General features: G+C 33.7%; 13 protein-coding genes. 7 read left to right on the top strand and 6 right to left on the bottom strand.

Features of this window, described 5'->3' with window-relative positions:
* Positions 1–40 precede the first annotated feature (40 nt).
* A complete protein-coding gene (locus tag ACFPH8_RS06890; protein ID WP_376859596.1) occupies positions 41–2,869 on the bottom strand; it encodes a M16 family metallopeptidase in 2,829 nt (942 codons plus the stop codon).
* A 115-nt stretch (positions 2,870–2,984) separates the two neighbouring features.
* Positions 2,985–4,331, bottom strand: coding sequence for a T9SS type A sorting domain-containing protein (locus ACFPH8_RS06885; protein ID WP_376859594.1), 1,347 nt, complete (start codon positions 4,329–4,331; stop codon positions 2,985–2,987).
* A gap of 208 nt (positions 4,332–4,539) precedes the next feature.
* On the opposite strand from ACFPH8_RS06885, the gene ACFPH8_RS06880 reads away from it, so the two are divergent.
* The 4 genes from ACFPH8_RS06880 (at position 4,540) to ACFPH8_RS06865 (ending at position 7,897) form a co-directional block, all read left to right on the top strand.
* On the top strand, positions 4,540–4,818 hold the full coding sequence (locus tag ACFPH8_RS06880; protein ID WP_248399740.1) for a DUF3817 domain-containing protein: 279 nt from the start codon (positions 4,540–4,542) through the stop codon (positions 4,816–4,818).
* A gap of 5 nt (positions 4,819–4,823) precedes the next feature.
* Positions 4,824–6,071 (top strand): mechanosensitive ion channel family protein, encoded by a 1,248-nt coding sequence (locus ACFPH8_RS06875; protein WP_376859592.1) that lies wholly within the window; start codon positions 4,824–4,826, stop codon positions 6,069–6,071.
* Positions 6,072–6,167: 96 nt separating this feature from the next.
* Positions 6,168–7,004, top strand: a complete 837-nt coding sequence (locus tag ACFPH8_RS06870; protein WP_248400617.1) for an OmpA/MotB family protein — start codon at positions 6,168–6,170, stop codon at positions 7,002–7,004.
* Positions 7,005–7,084: 80 nt separating this feature from the next.
* A complete protein-coding gene (locus ACFPH8_RS06865) occupies positions 7,085–7,897 on the top strand; it encodes a DUF1853 family protein (RefSeq protein WP_376859590.1) in 813 nt (270 codons plus the stop codon).
* Positions 7,898–7,902: 5 nt separating this feature from the next.
* On the opposite strand, the gene ACFPH8_RS06860 is transcribed toward ACFPH8_RS06865, so the two are convergent.
* Positions 7,903–9,462, bottom strand: a complete 1,560-nt coding sequence (locus tag ACFPH8_RS06860; protein ID WP_248399746.1) for a DEAD/DEAH box helicase — start codon at positions 9,460–9,462, stop codon at positions 7,903–7,905.
* A gap of 134 nt (positions 9,463–9,596) precedes the next feature.
* On the opposite strand from ACFPH8_RS06860, the gene ACFPH8_RS06855 reads away from it, so the two are divergent.
* On the top strand, positions 9,597–10,184 hold the full coding sequence (locus ACFPH8_RS06855) for a pseudouridine synthase (RefSeq protein ID WP_376859986.1): 588 nt from the start codon (positions 9,597–9,599) through the stop codon (positions 10,182–10,184).
* A 2-nt stretch (positions 10,185–10,186) separates the two neighbouring features.
* On the opposite strand, the gene ACFPH8_RS06850 is transcribed toward ACFPH8_RS06855, so the two are convergent.
* Positions 10,187–10,876: a hypothetical protein gene (locus ACFPH8_RS06850; protein WP_376859587.1), complete on the bottom strand. Its 690-nt coding sequence runs from the start codon at positions 10,874–10,876 to the stop codon at positions 10,187–10,189.
* A gap of 838 nt (positions 10,877–11,714) precedes the next feature.
* Here ACFPH8_RS06850 and ACFPH8_RS06845 point away from each other — a divergent pair.
* Positions 11,715–12,269, top strand: coding sequence for an ExbD/TolR family protein (locus ACFPH8_RS06845; RefSeq protein WP_248399752.1), 555 nt, complete (start codon positions 11,715–11,717; stop codon positions 12,267–12,269).
* Between the two features lie 2 nt (positions 12,270–12,271).
* On the opposite strand, the gene ACFPH8_RS06840 is transcribed toward ACFPH8_RS06845, so the two are convergent.
* On the bottom strand, positions 12,272–12,697 hold the full coding sequence (locus ACFPH8_RS06840) for a 3D domain-containing protein (RefSeq protein WP_376859585.1): 426 nt from the start codon (positions 12,695–12,697) through the stop codon (positions 12,272–12,274).
* Positions 12,698–12,792: 95 nt separating this feature from the next.
* On the opposite strand from ACFPH8_RS06840, the gene ACFPH8_RS06835 reads away from it, so the two are divergent.
* Positions 12,793–14,133, top strand: a complete 1,341-nt coding sequence (locus ACFPH8_RS06835; RefSeq protein WP_376859583.1) for a dipeptidase — start codon at positions 12,793–12,795, stop codon at positions 14,131–14,133.
* A gap of 88 nt (positions 14,134–14,221) precedes the next feature.
* On the opposite strand, the gene ACFPH8_RS06830 is transcribed toward ACFPH8_RS06835, so the two are convergent.
* Positions 14,222–16,228, bottom strand: a complete 2,007-nt coding sequence (locus ACFPH8_RS06830; RefSeq protein WP_376859581.1) for an alpha-ketoacid dehydrogenase subunit alpha/beta — start codon at positions 16,226–16,228, stop codon at positions 14,222–14,224.
* Positions 16,229–16,268 lie beyond the last annotated feature (40 nt).

Below are 16,268 nucleotides of genomic sequence, written 5' to 3'. Positions count from 1 at the left end.
ACTATGCATTTAAAATTATTAGTTGGAGGGTTTTATAAAATTACTTGGGATTTCCAAAAATATCCAACTCCACAACTGGTTTCCCTAACTTTTTAATTTCAGACCATTGTGTGGCTTTATCACCAACTATAACATAAATCATTTCAGGTTCCTGTAAATATTTATTGATGATGTTTTTATAATCCTCCAAAGTCATGGCAATTAATGCTGCTTGATTCTTTTCAATATAATCATTGGAGTATCCATACTTACTAATATTACGAAGGATAGCCAATTTAGCACCTAAACTTTCATAAGCACGTGTATTGGCTTTTAAAAGCTTGTTTTTGGTTAATTCAACGTCAGCTTCTGTAAAATTTTCAGCATAATTAGCAACCATATCTTGTATGATTTCCAATGATTTTAAAGTGGCATTTGCACGAACGCTCGATCGCACTGTAAAAGGAGCCACTTCCAAACTAGTTCCAGTTCCAGAATAGGCGCCATAGGTATAGCCTTTTTCTATCCGTAATGTTTGGAATAAACGACCGCTAGAACCACCACCTAAAATTTCATTTGCAAAGTCTAAACTTTGAGCATCGTCATTGGTTGCAGATAAAGCTAATTTCCCAATATTTAAAACGGATTGTTTAGAATCTGGAACATCAATAAAATAAATGGTGTTTTTATTATTTTCCGAAGGTAATTGAAACGTTGGAATTTGTGGCGCTTGACCTTTCCAAGTATTTAAGGTTTCTAATACGCCTAATGTTTCAGATTTTGACATAGCACCTGCAATATGAAAATTCGCATTTTCAGGAACTAAATTGCTGTAATATGCTTTCAAATCGTCTAAACTAATATTTTTAAACGATTCTAACGTACCGCTTCCAGGAATAGCGGATGGATGGTTTTTACCATATAACAATTGGTTATAAGCCAAACTGGCTATAGCATTTGGATTGGATTCTCTGTCTTTCAAATTAGTTTCCAAACCTTGCATAAGGCGCTTGTATTCGGCCTCGTCCCAACGTGGCTCTAGGATAATTTCCTTGACAAGTGCTATGGTTTCTTCAAAGTTTTTTTCTAAACAAGTACCTGTAATATGAAAATCCTCATTGGTACTGTACATATTAATAGTGGCACCTAATAAACCAATAGCTTCTTCTAATTCTGCTGGCGTTTTATTGGCTGTACCTTCAAGCATTAAATTACTTAACATACTGGCAACACCTGCTTTATTTTTAGGATCTAATAGTTGTCCACCAGGAATAGTAATGTCAAACTGTACTAATGGTGTTTCGTTGTTTTCTATACCAAAAACGCGCATGCCATTTTCTAAATTTTCAGTCCAAATGGCTGGCATTTTAAATTTTGGTAATTCGCCAAAAGCAGGTTCGCTTCTATCATATTTGCTAACTGTTTTTTCGTATTCAGCTTCTTCACCTTGACCAACTTCCTCGCTAGCTACGTCTTGTTTCACCTCTTCAATCCAAACCGTTGCTTCTTTAGCATCTAAAACCACTAAATCAAGTTGCCCTTTTGGCACAACACTGGTCATTACGTAATTTTTGTTTTTGATATATTGCTTGTAAACGCGCATAACATCATCTGCAGAAACTGCATTTGTAAGTTTAGCTGTTTTGGTAATATAGCTAGGGTCGCCTGCAAATTCATTATCCTGACCTAATTGGAATGCTTTATTTAAAACCGTACTTACGCCTTGGTATAAATTGGTTTCCAATTCCGCTTTTATACGTTTTAAATCACGTTCATTGACACCGTTTTTCTCAAAACGTATTAAACCTGAATCGATTGCTTTTTTAACAGCATCTAAATTAGTTTGCTCATTTGCTCTGACGCGAAACACAAATTCCCCAGCCAATTCGCTACTGTATTGGTATGTGCTGATGTTTGGTGCTAATTTTTGCTCTTCAACAACGACTTGATATAAAGGTGCGTTCTTACTCCCACTTAACAATTGTCCTAGAATTTGGAGTGCATACGAATCTTTGTGATATTCCTCCACGGATGGAAATACCATACGCAATTCAGGAAGTTTAGCGAAATTATCTTCAAAATATAAAGACTTTGTTTCAGCTAAAGTTACAGGTTGTGGTTGTAAGGATTCTACTTCAGGACCACTTGGAATTTCGCCAAACCATTTTTCGACTAACGTCTTGGTTTCTTCAAAATCAATATCACCTGCAATTACTAAAGTAGCATTGCTGGCTCCGTAATATTGATTGTAAAATTCTTTAACATCTTCTATGGTAGCCGCTTGTAAATCGGGTAAAGATCCTATAACCGTCCAGTTATATGGATGGCCTTCTGGATAGAGATTGGAGCGGATAATTTCATCTGTATATCCATAAGCAGCATTATCCACACGTTGGCGTTTTTCGTTTTTAACAACTTGTTTTTCACGTTCCAAGGCCGCTTTAGTAACCGTATTAATCATATAACCAAACCGATCAGAATCTATCCATAAGATTTTTTCAAAAGCGTCTTTTGGAACAACTTCGTAATAAACCGTATAATCGTTGGAAGTTCCGCCATTACGACTTCCACCCCATTCCGGAATCATTTTTCTGTTAGCACCAACTGGTACATTTTCTGAATCATTAAAACTCATGTGTTCAAAGAAATGAGCAAAACCTGTTTTACCTGGTTTTTCGCGGTTGGAACCTACATGCATTATCGTTGCTACAGCAACAATTGGATCACTGTTATCTTGATGAAGTATCACCTCTAGACCATTGTCTAAAGTAAATTTTTCGTAATCAATAGCGAAATCTTTTTCAATTTCTTGAACGGGTTCTTTGGGTTTTTCTTCGCATGACATACAAAAGATGAATAAAGCTATTAAGCTGTAAATTTTTGGTTGCATAGTGTTTAGTTTAGAGTTTAAAGATACTTAAACTCTATAAATGCAATCCGTAAGAAAGCGTTAAAATTATCTATAGCTTTGTAGTGACCTAAATAGAATAGAGCTAACTTTGATTCTAATTTATGAGGATTTTTTTGGTAATTGATTGATTTAAGTAGGAAACCTTAACAACATATAAGCCAGAGCTTAAAGATGAAATGTTTATGCTATTTACTTGAGGCGTTGAAGTTTGCTGTTTTACCAATTTACCGTTTACTGAATAGATATCAATATGGGCATTAGAATTTAAATTTTTGATATGCAAATAATCCGTTGCTGGATTTGGATACAATAAAACATCTAAATTTTGGGCAACCTCTTCCCTACTTAATGAGTTACAATCTGTTTCATTAGCAACGAAATGTGAAGCACTATCAATTATCCAATTGGCTAAATAACTAGCTTGAACATCATCTACAAAAATACAAGTCAAATTAGCATTTCCTTCGGCATTGAAGCTTGAGATTCTATGATTTCTAGTGTTCCGGATATCTAACGTATTTAAGTTGTTATTACCCAAACGTACAAATCGTAAATCATTGTTTGCAGATATATCAATGTCTTCTAATAAGTTGTTGCTAGCATGTAACAATAATAATTGAGGTGCATTAAAAAGCTCCAATTCCGCAATGTTATTGTTTTCACACATCAATCGTTTCAAACCGCTATTAGCGCTTAAGTCCAATTCGGTAAACTGATTATTACTAATATCGACATAGGTAATATCAGAACATTGACTGAAAGAAATGGTATTTAAATTATTACCTGAACATAACAAGCTGCGCAAATCATGATTGTTTGAAATGTTTAAAACATTTAAATTATTAGTACCACAATTTAAAGATTCCAATTCCTGATTATTTGTAACATTTAAAGTGTTTAAATTATTAGAATAACATGAAAGCACCTCAAGTTCTAAATTATTTGAAACATTAAGTGTTGATAAATTATTTAAACTACAAGCTAATAACTCTAAATTAGGAAGGTGGGAAACCGTTAATGTTTGTAATAAATTATTACTAACGTATATTTCTTTAAGAAGGAGATTTTGAGAAATATTTAGTGTTTCAATACTGTTATTATCAATATCCAAAACTTCTAAAAAGGCATTATTAGATAAATCTAAAGTCGACAAATTATTAAAATAAGCATTTAAATATTTCAGGTGAATGAAAGCTTCAATACCAGTTAGATCCGAAATGTTTTTATCATTAATATTCAAATTGTTTACTAATTCGGCATCACTATTTAGTATATTTCCAGTAAAGCCATTAGTATCAATACCTTGATTAATGAGCGCTTGTTCAAAATTTGAATCTGGAATAGCGGTTGTAGTTTGCGCATTGGAGAAACTAGCAAATAGAAACATCATGCAAAAACACATGATAAACGTAAATTGAGATGTAGGTTTAATTAATGACAAAATTTAAATAATTAATAGCGTTTGGTGCGTTAAATTTATTATTTAATTGTAGCTGAGTCTATTATATTCGTTATGTTAAACATAAAAATCGGTAATCGGCTAATTGGTTGTTATTTAACGCAAAAATTGATCGATAATTAATTGTTAAATCCACGAACAGATTGTTTAAGGAATTGTATTTTTGCAGCTAATTTTACAAACTATTTATATGTTACCATTATTTCGCATTATTGCTTTTTTAGAAGGTGTTTCTTATATTTTATTACTTTTTATTGCTACACCAATAAAGTATCTATCAGACGATCCTCAATATGTTAAAATGTTAGGTATGCCACATGGTATATTATTTATTGCATACATTATATTAGCTATAGTAATTAGCAAAAAAATGGAATGGAGCAATAGTACTCTTGCTAAAGTTTTACTGGCCTCAATTATCCCATTTGGTACATTTTACGTGGAATACCATTACCTTAAGAAAGCTTAAAAAGTATGCAAGATTTACAATGTTTAATTTATGATTATAGTGTAGCTGCAGGTTCATCTGAATCCTATGCGAAAGCTATTAATATGCTAGCTCTGTTAGTAGGTTTGCTTATTATAATTGTAATTGCGGATTTTGTTGCTCGTAAACTTTTAATAAATGTATTTAATAGTTTGGCGGCAAAGTCGAAAACTAATTTTGATGATTTATTAGTTAATCACAAAGCACCAAGAAACATTGCGCATATTGTTCCCTTAATTATTACATTAAAACTCTTCCCTTTTGTTTTTTATGATTACCCCGAATTTGAAAGTCATATTATAGTATTAATTAAGGTTTATGGAATAGTTTTAACCGTATGGATTATTAGAAGTGTTTTACAAACCTTTGAATCTTATTTTAAAACCTTACCACGACTACGAGACAAACCTATAGATAGTTACATTCAAGTAGGCATGTTGTTTATTTGGATTATAGGTTTCGCATCCATTTTAGCGGTTGTAATTAATTTGTCCTTTCTTAAATTTTTCACCACATTAGGTGCTGCATCAGCCATTCTTTTGTTGATTTTCAAGGACACCATTATGGGATTTGTTGCCAGTATTCAAGTGGCAATTAATGATTCTGTTCGTATTGGCGATTGGATTACTATGGAAAAATATGGAGCTGATGGGGATGTTATCGAGATTAACCTTTCCACAGTTCAAGTTCAAAATTTCGATTTAACAATTACCCATATTCCAACATTTGCACTAATAACGGATTCGTTTACAAATTGGCGTGGTATGCAATCCTCGGGAGGAAGACGTATAAAACGATCTATCCTTTTAAAGGCGAAGAGCATTCATTATTTAACAGATGAAAAAATTGAAAAACTGAAGGATATTCAGTTAATAACTGCGTATTTGAATCAAAGACAAAATGATATTGTTAATTTCAATACATCTAACGCCATTGATAAATCCACTTTAATAAATGGAAGGAATTTAACAAATTTAGGCGTATTTCGTAAATACATGCAAAGTTATATTGAAAACCATTCAGGAATCAATAAAGACATGATGATTATGGTACGTCAATTAGCACCTACCTCTCAAGGATTGCCTTTAGAGATTTATGCCTTTAGTGCCGATAAACGTTGGGCTAATTATGAATATATTATGTCAGATATTTTCGACCATGCTTTGGCTGCCGTTCCTTATTTTGATTTGGAAGTTTTTGAATTATCCACGGTAATTGGTACTTCAAACCAATAGAAATTATGTTAAATAAATCAAAAAACAGAGATTGAAACATCTATAACCTGCATCTAGTCGTAATTATATTGAACTAAAAACTTAACTATAATTATGATTAAAAAAATTTCAATTCTTGTATTTACAAGTGTCGTAGTCATGTCCTGTGTTTCAAAAAAGAAATATGTTGCTTTACAACAGGAAAATGGCGAATTAACAAGTGAACTTCAAAAAACACGAGTTGCTAAAGAAGATTTAGAAAATAAATTCGCCGAAATTCAAGCGCGAATAGACACCTACAATTCCAAATTAAATCAATTAACCGAAGAAAATGATGCCAAATTTGTTTCCGTTGGAGATGATATGATTATCTCTAATGATACACGTAAGCAAATGAATGAGACCTTGAAACATGTGGATCCTGTGGCATTACAAAATGCGGAAACATTAAAAGACTCCATGAATTTAGCTGTTGGTTACAATTTGCGTAAATCCATGGACACAAGCAGCTTAAATGAAGATGATGATATTGCCATTAATATAGATGAGACGGTAGTTATGATTTCCATTTCGGATAAATTATTATTCAATACCGCTAGTTATAAAGTGAGCAATAAGGCCAATAATATTTTACAAAAATTAGCCGATGTTATCAATTCAGAACCAAGTATTGAGGTTATGGTTGAAGGACACACAGATGCTAGAAGTATTAATACAGGGGCTGTTAAAGACAATTGGGACTTGAGTGTATTACGTGCAACATCAGTTGTACGAAAATTACAAAAGGATTATAATGTTGCTCCTGAAAAACTAATTGCTTCTGGTAGAAGTTTTTACTTACCTGTTGCCGAAAATGATTCGGCAGATGGTCGTTCTAAAAACAGACGTACACGTATCATTATTTTACCAAATATCAATAAGTTTTTTGCCTTAATGGCATCAAACGACGAATAATTAGCTAATATTTTTTTATTAGTCCATATTAAAGGCTGCCTACTTTGGCAGTCTTTTTTATTTTGTTTATTTGTATTACTATGCATTCAGAATTAGACTCAATAGAACAGCAATATCAAGGCTATAAACAGACACCCGCTTTGTGGCTGGAATCGGCTATTATGGGAATTTCACAATTAACCTTACCCAACAATTCAATAGATTCTTATATTAAAACCTTACCCAAGAATTTACGTTTAGGAAAACGTGTGGAACAGTTTGTTTTTAATGAACTGGAACAAAATGACGCCGTTTCTATATTAGTTGAAAATATTCAAATACAAGAACTAAAGCAAACTATTGGCGAACTAGATGCTATAATTACTTTAAATAACGAACCAATTCATTTAGAAATTGTCTATAAATTTTATGTGTATGATGATTCTGTAGGAATTACAGAAACAGATCATTTTATTGGACCTAACAGAAAAGATAGTCTCGTTGAAAAACTTACCAAGCTAAAAAACAAGCAGCTTCCACTACTCTATAAGCCGCAAACGAAAACATTACTGGCAAATTTAAAATTAGATGTGAGTAAGATTCAGCAAAAAGTTTGTTTTAAAGCACTATTATTTTTGCCCTATAAAAAAGAAATTATGCTAAAGGAATTAAATCCAGATTGTATTGTGGGCATTTACTTAAGAAAAGAACACGTAGCGACATTTGAAACCTGTAGTTTCTATTTTCCGAGTAAACCGGATTGGTTAATTCAGCCGCACCACGCTGTAAATTGGATAGATTATGAGGCTTCGCAGGAAGACCTGAATAGAATTTATATTGAAAAAAATTCAGCCTGTTGTTGGATAAAACAGGCTGATGATTCTATTATAAAAAGTTTTATTGTATGGTGGTAAACACGCTAATCTTCAGGCGGTTTTCCATGAACTTTTAGATATACTTCATCAAAATTACTACGCAAATAAGCCCGTAATTTTTTACGATAATCATCCTTTAGCCATTCCACAAAATTAAAGGTACTCTTGCTAATACACTTCGTGTAGCGGTGAATGCGATAATCAATATCATCACCTAGCTGTTTTGCTAAATCTAATGCATCCCATAAATCCTCACTGTTTTCCACACAAATTTTTGCATGATGTTCTATGGAGCGTTCAAGAACTACTTTGGAGGATTCACCAGCTCTTACCGCTGCTATATATGTTTTTTTTATATCGAAATAAACGTCTTCTGACTTGGCAAATGCTTCACGCAAATCATCCGGCATTTCATATCTGAAATTTTCCTCAATTTCTTCATCCGCTAAAATACCATCTAAATAGAAATTTGGCGATCTAAAAATACGATGCCAATCTAAATCTGCTCCCCAAGGACCAAAACGATGTAAATTGTTGCCTAAATCTAATACCGTAAACTTGCTCTTATTTTTTAATATTCGCGAACCTCTACCAATCATCTGGTAATATAAGGTAAGGGATTTTGTGGCACGATTTAAAATAATGGCATCAACGGTTGGCTCATCAAACCCTGTGGTTAAGATACTAACTGATGTTAAAATTGCATCCGGTGTTTCCTTAAACCATTTTAATATTTTTTTGCGTTCTTTTTTTGTGTTTGTATTATCCAAGTGTGCTACGGGATATCCCGCTATTCTAAAGGTGTCATATACATGCAAGGATGTATTAATACCATTATTAAAAATTAAGGTTTTCTTTCCCTTTGCACGCTCTTCATAAGCTTGAAGTAACTTGGAAAGCATATCATTATTGGTGTATAAATCTTCAGAAGATTTTACCGTATAGTCACCATTAGCACCAACAACTAAAGATGTTAATCCTACATTATAACTGTAGACTTCCGCTTTTGCTAAAAATTCATTTTCAATAAGGGATTCAATGCTCTCACCTACAATTAATTCATCGTAATTGTCCTTCATTGGTAATTTAATGTTGGAACTTAAAGGTGTAGCAGTAACGCCCAAAATAAAGGATTTTTCAAAAAACTTAAATAGTTTTGTAAACGAGTTATAGTGAGCTTCATCAATAATAACCAAACCAATATCTGAAATATCCAGTTTATCTTCGTTTAAACGGTTATTTAATGTTTCAACCATAGCAACAAAACAACTGTATTGCGCTTGGTCGTCCAGGTTGGCTTTACTGTTTACTACTTTATTCTCCACACCAAACTCGGTAAGCATACCAGAGGTTTGACGGCACAACTCAATCCGGTGAGTCATTACCAATACCTTCTTTTTGTGATGTTTTAAATACTGTCTTACTATTTCCGAGAAAATGACGGTTTTACCACCTCCCGTTGGTAGTTGATATAGTAAATGGTAGTCTTCAGGTGCTTCTTCAAAACTTTTAAAAATCTTGTTGATAGCCCCTTTTTGATAACTATATAGGTTTTTACCTTCTTTTCTGTCTGCTAATTCTGATAATGAAATACTCGTGCTCATAAATTTTTCCAATGCGCAAAAATACGTTCTTTTCAAGGTTATTCAAGAATTTTTTAGAAATAATTACAGAATCTTTTTCAACAACTATGGTTTAAAACTTATTTTTGCAACCTCATAGCTTTTTCCTATTTTATATGCACATGTCAAATTCGCCAAATCAACATTTCAAACTCTTTAAACCTTATGGTTTTATTAGTCAGTTTGTTATTAATGGGAAACAAAAACGTAACAAACGCTTATTGGGTGAATTATATAATTTTCCTGAAGGCACAATGGCAATTGGTCGATTAGATGAAAATTCCGAAGGCTTGTTATTACTTACTACTGAAGGCCAAACTAGTACATTTATTACTAGTAGTAAAATAGAAAAAGAATATTATGTACAAGTGGATGGCATCATAACGCCTGAAGCCATGCATATTTTAGAAGCTGGCGTTCCTATTACAGTGAATAGCAAACCATATATTACCAAACCAGGAAAAGCATTTGTTTTGGAAGCAACTCCCGACTTTCCTGAACGCGGAAAGAAAATACGCGATGCACGCCATGGTCCAACCACCTGGATTTCTATTACTATTACGGAAGGAAAGTTTAGACAAGTCCGAAAAATGACATCTGCTGTTGGTTTTCCAACCTTACGATTGGTTCGCGTTCGCATTGGAACAATAATGTTAGGAGATTTAAAAATGGGAAGCGTTGAATGGTTAGAAACTATTCAATAAAATTATTCTTTAACGATAATAAGGGTTGCTTTTACTCCTTTTGCCAACCACCAGCCAGAAGAAGCAATAATCTCATCATTTTCATCCATGATAACCACTTGAGCGGTGTTTGCGCCAACTGCCCCTCCTGTTAAAGCTAAAAAATCAATGACGTTAAAGCCTGTTTTTAGCTGCAAAACAAAACCTCTATAATCTGAAGTTAAAAGTGCATAAGGCATCATGATATCTTTATCAACAAAAACCCGAATATCATCACCATCAATAGAGCCATGATCACGATAAAGCACGCGAACTTTTGAAGACTTTGTCTTATAGTCACCTAAATATTGATCTGTTTTAGAACCTATTTCATCTGTTTCAAAAATATTATCGAAATTTTTTTCTTGCTTTTTAAAGCGCTCTTCATAAAGCTCTCCTGGATTACCAAACTTTTCACCAAACATAGAAAATGGTTTCTTATCCATATTTAAAGTCGAATTATTAGGAACCGTTAACCCATTCACCTTTCCAGGATTAGGATTTGAAAAGCCGTTATTTTCTATAGGAGAAATACTAATACCACTAGTACCTGAATCAGTTTTTATGGCAGGTATGGAAGTCGAAGTATTTGGATTGCTATCAATTTGCGCATGTATAGGCGAACAAATCAACAGTATAATTCCAACAAGCATGATGTAACGGACTATATTCATTTTATAGGTTCATGAAAATTTATTAGAGCTTACAATTCAAAAACTATACCTAAATGTTTTAAACACGATAAATATATAGCAAATATGAGAAATATATAAATCATAAGGTACAATTTAGGATAACATTAATAATGGTAGCTGTTTTCAGATTATTCAAATGACTTTTTATCCTATTATAAAATGTTAAAATATGTTAAATAACTACTTTGTAATGCATAGTACTGTAACAAAATATTTTATGTGTCGTCTATTAAGTATACAAATCCAATAAATATTAATATCATGAGAACTTTAGACAGCAATCCCGCCTACCAGCAGGCATGGCAATTATCGAAAAGAACGAACACTACAAATGGCTTTACCTGGAACAGTAAGAGACGCTTTAGATAGTAATTAGGTAAACAATTCATCAATCAATTAAAAATCAAATATATTATGAGAACTTTAGACAGTAATCAATTATCAAAAAGAACGAGCAGTACAAAAGGTTTTACTTGGAATAGTAAAAGACGTTATAGATAGTACTATCATTTAAAGAATTAACCAACAATCAATGCTGCCTACAGGCAGAGAAGCAAAAACCACCATATCATGCACGCATTAATAAAGATTTCCCGAGATTCCAACGCCTTAATAACGTTTGCTCAAAAAAGAATTACCATACGGAAAAAATGCATTCAGCATGGCACATTATGGACCGGAATTAAACGTTATAAACATTAGTTTGAATTAGTTAAAGTTGAAAAAAAACCAGCACAAGTTGCTGTTTTTTTTTGTAATTATTTTCGTGGTATTGTTTTTGTGTTTGTAAAAATCTAATTCTTAACTTGTTAGCACTATGAGACATCACAGAAACTCCGAAAACGTAAATGCAGGTTCCATGGCAGATATTGCTTTTTTATTACTTATCTTCTTCTTAGTAACAACCACGATTTCAACCGATGCTGGCATTAATAGAAATTTACCTGCCTTCTGCCCTACCAATGATTGTGCAACGCTAACGGCTGATAACAACGTATTGCGTATTGTTTTAAATAATTCGAATGACATATTAATGAATAATAAATTAGTCCCTTTGAATGCTATTAGTCAACAAGTTTCAAATTTTGTAAATAATAATGGGGATAACTCTTGTAGTTACTGTTCAGGTGAGCAACTTTTAACCGCTTCCGATAATCCCCAAAAAGCTATTATTTCGTTGGAACACAATAGGCAAACATCTTATGAATTGTTTATTCAGGTTCAAAATAGTATTTCAAAAGCTATCACTGATTTGCGTGAAGTCTATTCCCAAAATAATTTTAGAAAATCTTTATCAGATTTATCCTCAACCGAAATAGAAGAAGTTAGAAAGGCTTATCCGCTTATAATTTCGGAAGTAGAAACAAATTAAGATTATTTATTAGGGAGTTGTTTTAACTCTGGTTCTTTCTTAATTCCATAAACAATATCAACTTTTTTTCGTCCCCAATTTTTAGCCGCTTCAATATTTAACCCCATATAAATATCTATTTGATTGCGTTTTCGTGCGTGCATTTTGTCCTTCACTAAATATATACCTTCCAAACCTTGAATGGAAACAGGTGTATTATGCTTTAATCCTAGTTTAAGTAAATCTCGGGAAACAGCAATATATTTAAGACCTGGTTTTAAACTATCACCAAACGCTGTAATATGCGGATTAGAATTAGTTTGATAAGAAACAGAATTATAGGCCGTTGCCGTAACCCGGAGACTCTTCCATGTGTATTCTGAAGGTTTATCCGTTTTACAATTAAAAACCAACAGGAGTAAAATTCCGATTATCGTTTTTGTATTCATAGAAATTGGTTGATTAAAGATACAATTTTTTGAAGATTATTGAACACGTCTAACTTTTTTGTAACTTGACCAATAGATACTAAAACAAACTACAAATGAAATCTATTCTACTATTATGCCTATCCTTTTTACTTGTTATGAGTTGTAAAGATGAGCCAAAACAAGAACAAATTATTGCAGAGGTTAATGAAGACGTAATTGTAACGCCCGAAATGATGGAACGTGCTAAAGACATTCATAAACGGGTTATTACCTTAGATACACACGATGATTTTAATGTGAATAACTTTACTGACTCCATAAATTATACTCAAGATTTAAAGTCGCAAGTTACACTTCCTAAAATGAAAGCAGGCGGATTGGATGTTGCTTGGTTTATTGTTTATACGGGTCAAGACACTTTATCTGCAGAAGGGTATGCCAAGGCATACAAAACCGCTATGGGTAAATTTGATGTTATTCATAAACTAGTAACAGATATTGCCCCAGATCAAATTGAATTGGCACTAACATCGGATGATGTTAGACGTATTGACGCTTCTGGAAAGAAGATAGCTATGATTGGTATTGAAAACGGTTATCCTGTTGGAACAGACATCAAAAACGTGGAAAAATTTTATGATTTAGGTGGTCGTTATATGTCGCTTGCTCATAATGGTCATAGTCAATTAAGCGATAGTAATACGGGTGAAAAAGATGATGTATGGCTTCATAACGGTTTAAGTCCATTAGGAAAAGAAGTGATTGTTGAAATGAATCGTTTAGGAATGATGATTGATGTCTCTCATCCTTCAAAAGAAGCGATGCGTCAAATGATTGAATTGACTCAAGCACCAATAATAGCCTCGCATTCATCGGCAAGAGCACTATGTGATCATAGTCGAAATTTAGATGACGAACAATTACAATGGATGAAAGATAATAACGGTGTAGTTCATGCCGTAGCGCTTGATGCTTATGTTAACGCTGAAAAAGTAGCGGCTCGTGATGAGGCTTTAAAAAGCATTCAAAAAGAAGCAGCCGATTCGTTAGGTGTCAAATGGTACACATCACGTGACGAGGTTATGGCTTTAAGCAATGAAGACCAAGGTAAATTTTTTGAATATTATGGCGAAGTTGTACGTCTAGCAAATGAAAAGGCTAAAACTATTGAAGGCTTTCCTCCTGCTGTAAATGTTGCTGATTTTGTAGACCACATAGATTATATGGTTGATAAAATAGGCATAAACCATGTAGGAATCAGTAGCGATTTTGATGGTGGTGGCGGAATTGAAGGCTGGCGCGATGCATCAGAAACGTTCAATGTAACATTAGAGTTGGTAAAACGTGGCTATACCGAAGCTGAAATTAGCAAGCTTTGGAGTGAGAATCTTTTACGCGTTTTAGACGATGTCCAAGCTGTTGCTAAAAATATGCAAGCACAGAGTAACCCGTAAAAAAAAGGGAGTCATTAAATAATAAAAAACAGCATTGAATTATGAAATTTCAATGCTGTTTTTCTTTATATAAAGTTTATTTACACTTTTAGTAAGCCAACAGTTCTTTCAAGGCGGTTTCAAATTTTCCTTTTCCTAAATACTGTACTTCCAATTGATTTATAAATGGAATTGGTGTTTCCATGCTAGCCACACGCTTAACAGGCGCATCTAGGTATTCAAAACATGTTTCCATAATTAGGGATGAAATATCTGAAGCAATACCACCAAACAACGAATCTTCTTGTAATATAATGGCACGACCTGTTTTTCTAACCGATTCAAAAATAGCTTCGGTGTCCATGGGTTGTAAGCTTCGTAAGTCAATTAAGTCGGCTTGAATGTCTGGATTGTTGTTTAAAGTTTCTAAAGCCCAATGCACAGCTGCGCCATAGGAAATGATGGTAACATCAGCACCTTCCCGTAAACGTGCTGCTTTTCCAAAAGGAATGGTGAAATAATCTGTAGGCACATCCTGACGAATACTTCTGTATAAAGCTTTGTGTTCAAAGAAAAGAACTGGGTTTGGATCGTTTATAGCAGTTGCTAATAATCCTTTGGCATCATGCGGAAAAGCCGGATACACCACTTTTAATCCAGGTGTCTTGGTAAACCAAGCTTCATTGGTTTGCGAGTGAAAAGGTCCTGCCGCAACACCAGCACCACATGGCATTCTCACAACTACATCGGCGTTTTGATTCCAGCGATAATGGGATTTAGCCAAATAATTTACAATCGGGTTAAAACCAGAAGTTGCAAAATCAGCAAACTGCATTTCCATAACGGCTTTCATTCCATATATAGAAAGTCCCATGGCAGCTTCCACAATAGCAGATTCGCAAATAGGTGTATTTCGAACACGTTCTTTTCCAAACGCGTCTACAAACCCATCGGTTATTTTAAAAACGCCACCATATTCTGCCACATCTTGACCCATAATAATGAGGTTGTCATGACGCTCCATGGACTGTTTTAAACCTTCAGAAATAGCATCAATTAAGCGTATTTCTTCTGTGTTTGAATTTGGTTTAATTTCCTGATAATCAAAATATTTATAAACGTCATGTAATTCCGTGCTTTCATTTGGAATTATTGCCTCTTCATCAAAAGCCATTTGTAAATGTTCATTGATTTCAGACACAATAGCCTCTTTCATTTCCACGTCATTTGCTTCTGTGAGAATATTTTCATCTTTCAAAAATGTCTGAAAATTTTCTAACGGATCTTTCTTCGCCCACATATCCATTAAATCTTGTGGCACATATTTGGTGCCACTCGCCTCTTCATGGCCACGCATTCTAAAGGTTTTAAATTCAATTAAAATTGGACGAGGATTTTGACGAACACTTTCCGCTAAATCGCGCATCTTGGTATAAACTTCTATAATATTATTTCCGTCTATTATGTGTGACTCCATGCCATAACCAATGCCACGATCCGCAATATTTTCACAATTATATTGTTCGCTAGTTGGTGTAGATAAACCGTATCCATTATTTTCTACACAAAATAAAACCGGCAATTGCCAGACTGAAGCCACGTTTAATGCTTCGTGAAAATCACCTTCACTAGTTCCTCCTTCACCTGTAAAAACAGCTGTAACTTCCTTCGTGTTTTTTAATTTACTTGCTAATGCAATCCCATCGGCAACACCTAATTGCGGCCCTAAATGCGAAATCATACCAACAATTTTAAATTCCTGTGTTCCAAAATGAAAGGAACGATCACGACCTTTGGTAAAACCATTGGCTTTTCCTTGCCATTGGCTAAATAAGCGATATAAAGGAATATCACGCGTGGTGAAAACACCTAAATTTCTGTGCATAGGCAATATGTATTCATCAGAATGCAAAGCCATAGTGACACCTACAGAAATAGCTTCTTGGCCTATTCCTGAAAACCATTTAGAAACCCTGCCTTGGCGTAATAGAATTAACATTTTTTCTTCTATTAAACGTGGTTTTAGCATACGCTTATAGAGTTCTAATAACTCACTACTATCAAGACCAGTTTTATTATAGGTTATATTACTCATAGATGAGGCTGTATTGATCATAAAATTCGTTTGTCAAATATACTATAAATTGATTATTACA

Origin of the sequence: Bizionia hallyeonensis, assembly GCF_042657385.1 — a bacterium.
Taxonomy (GTDB): domain Bacteria; phylum Bacteroidota; class Bacteroidia; order Flavobacteriales; family Flavobacteriaceae; genus Algorimicrobium; species Algorimicrobium hallyeonense.
The sequence above is the reverse complement of the archived record's forward strand: the minus strand, read 5'-3'. Positions and strand labels throughout refer to the sequence as shown.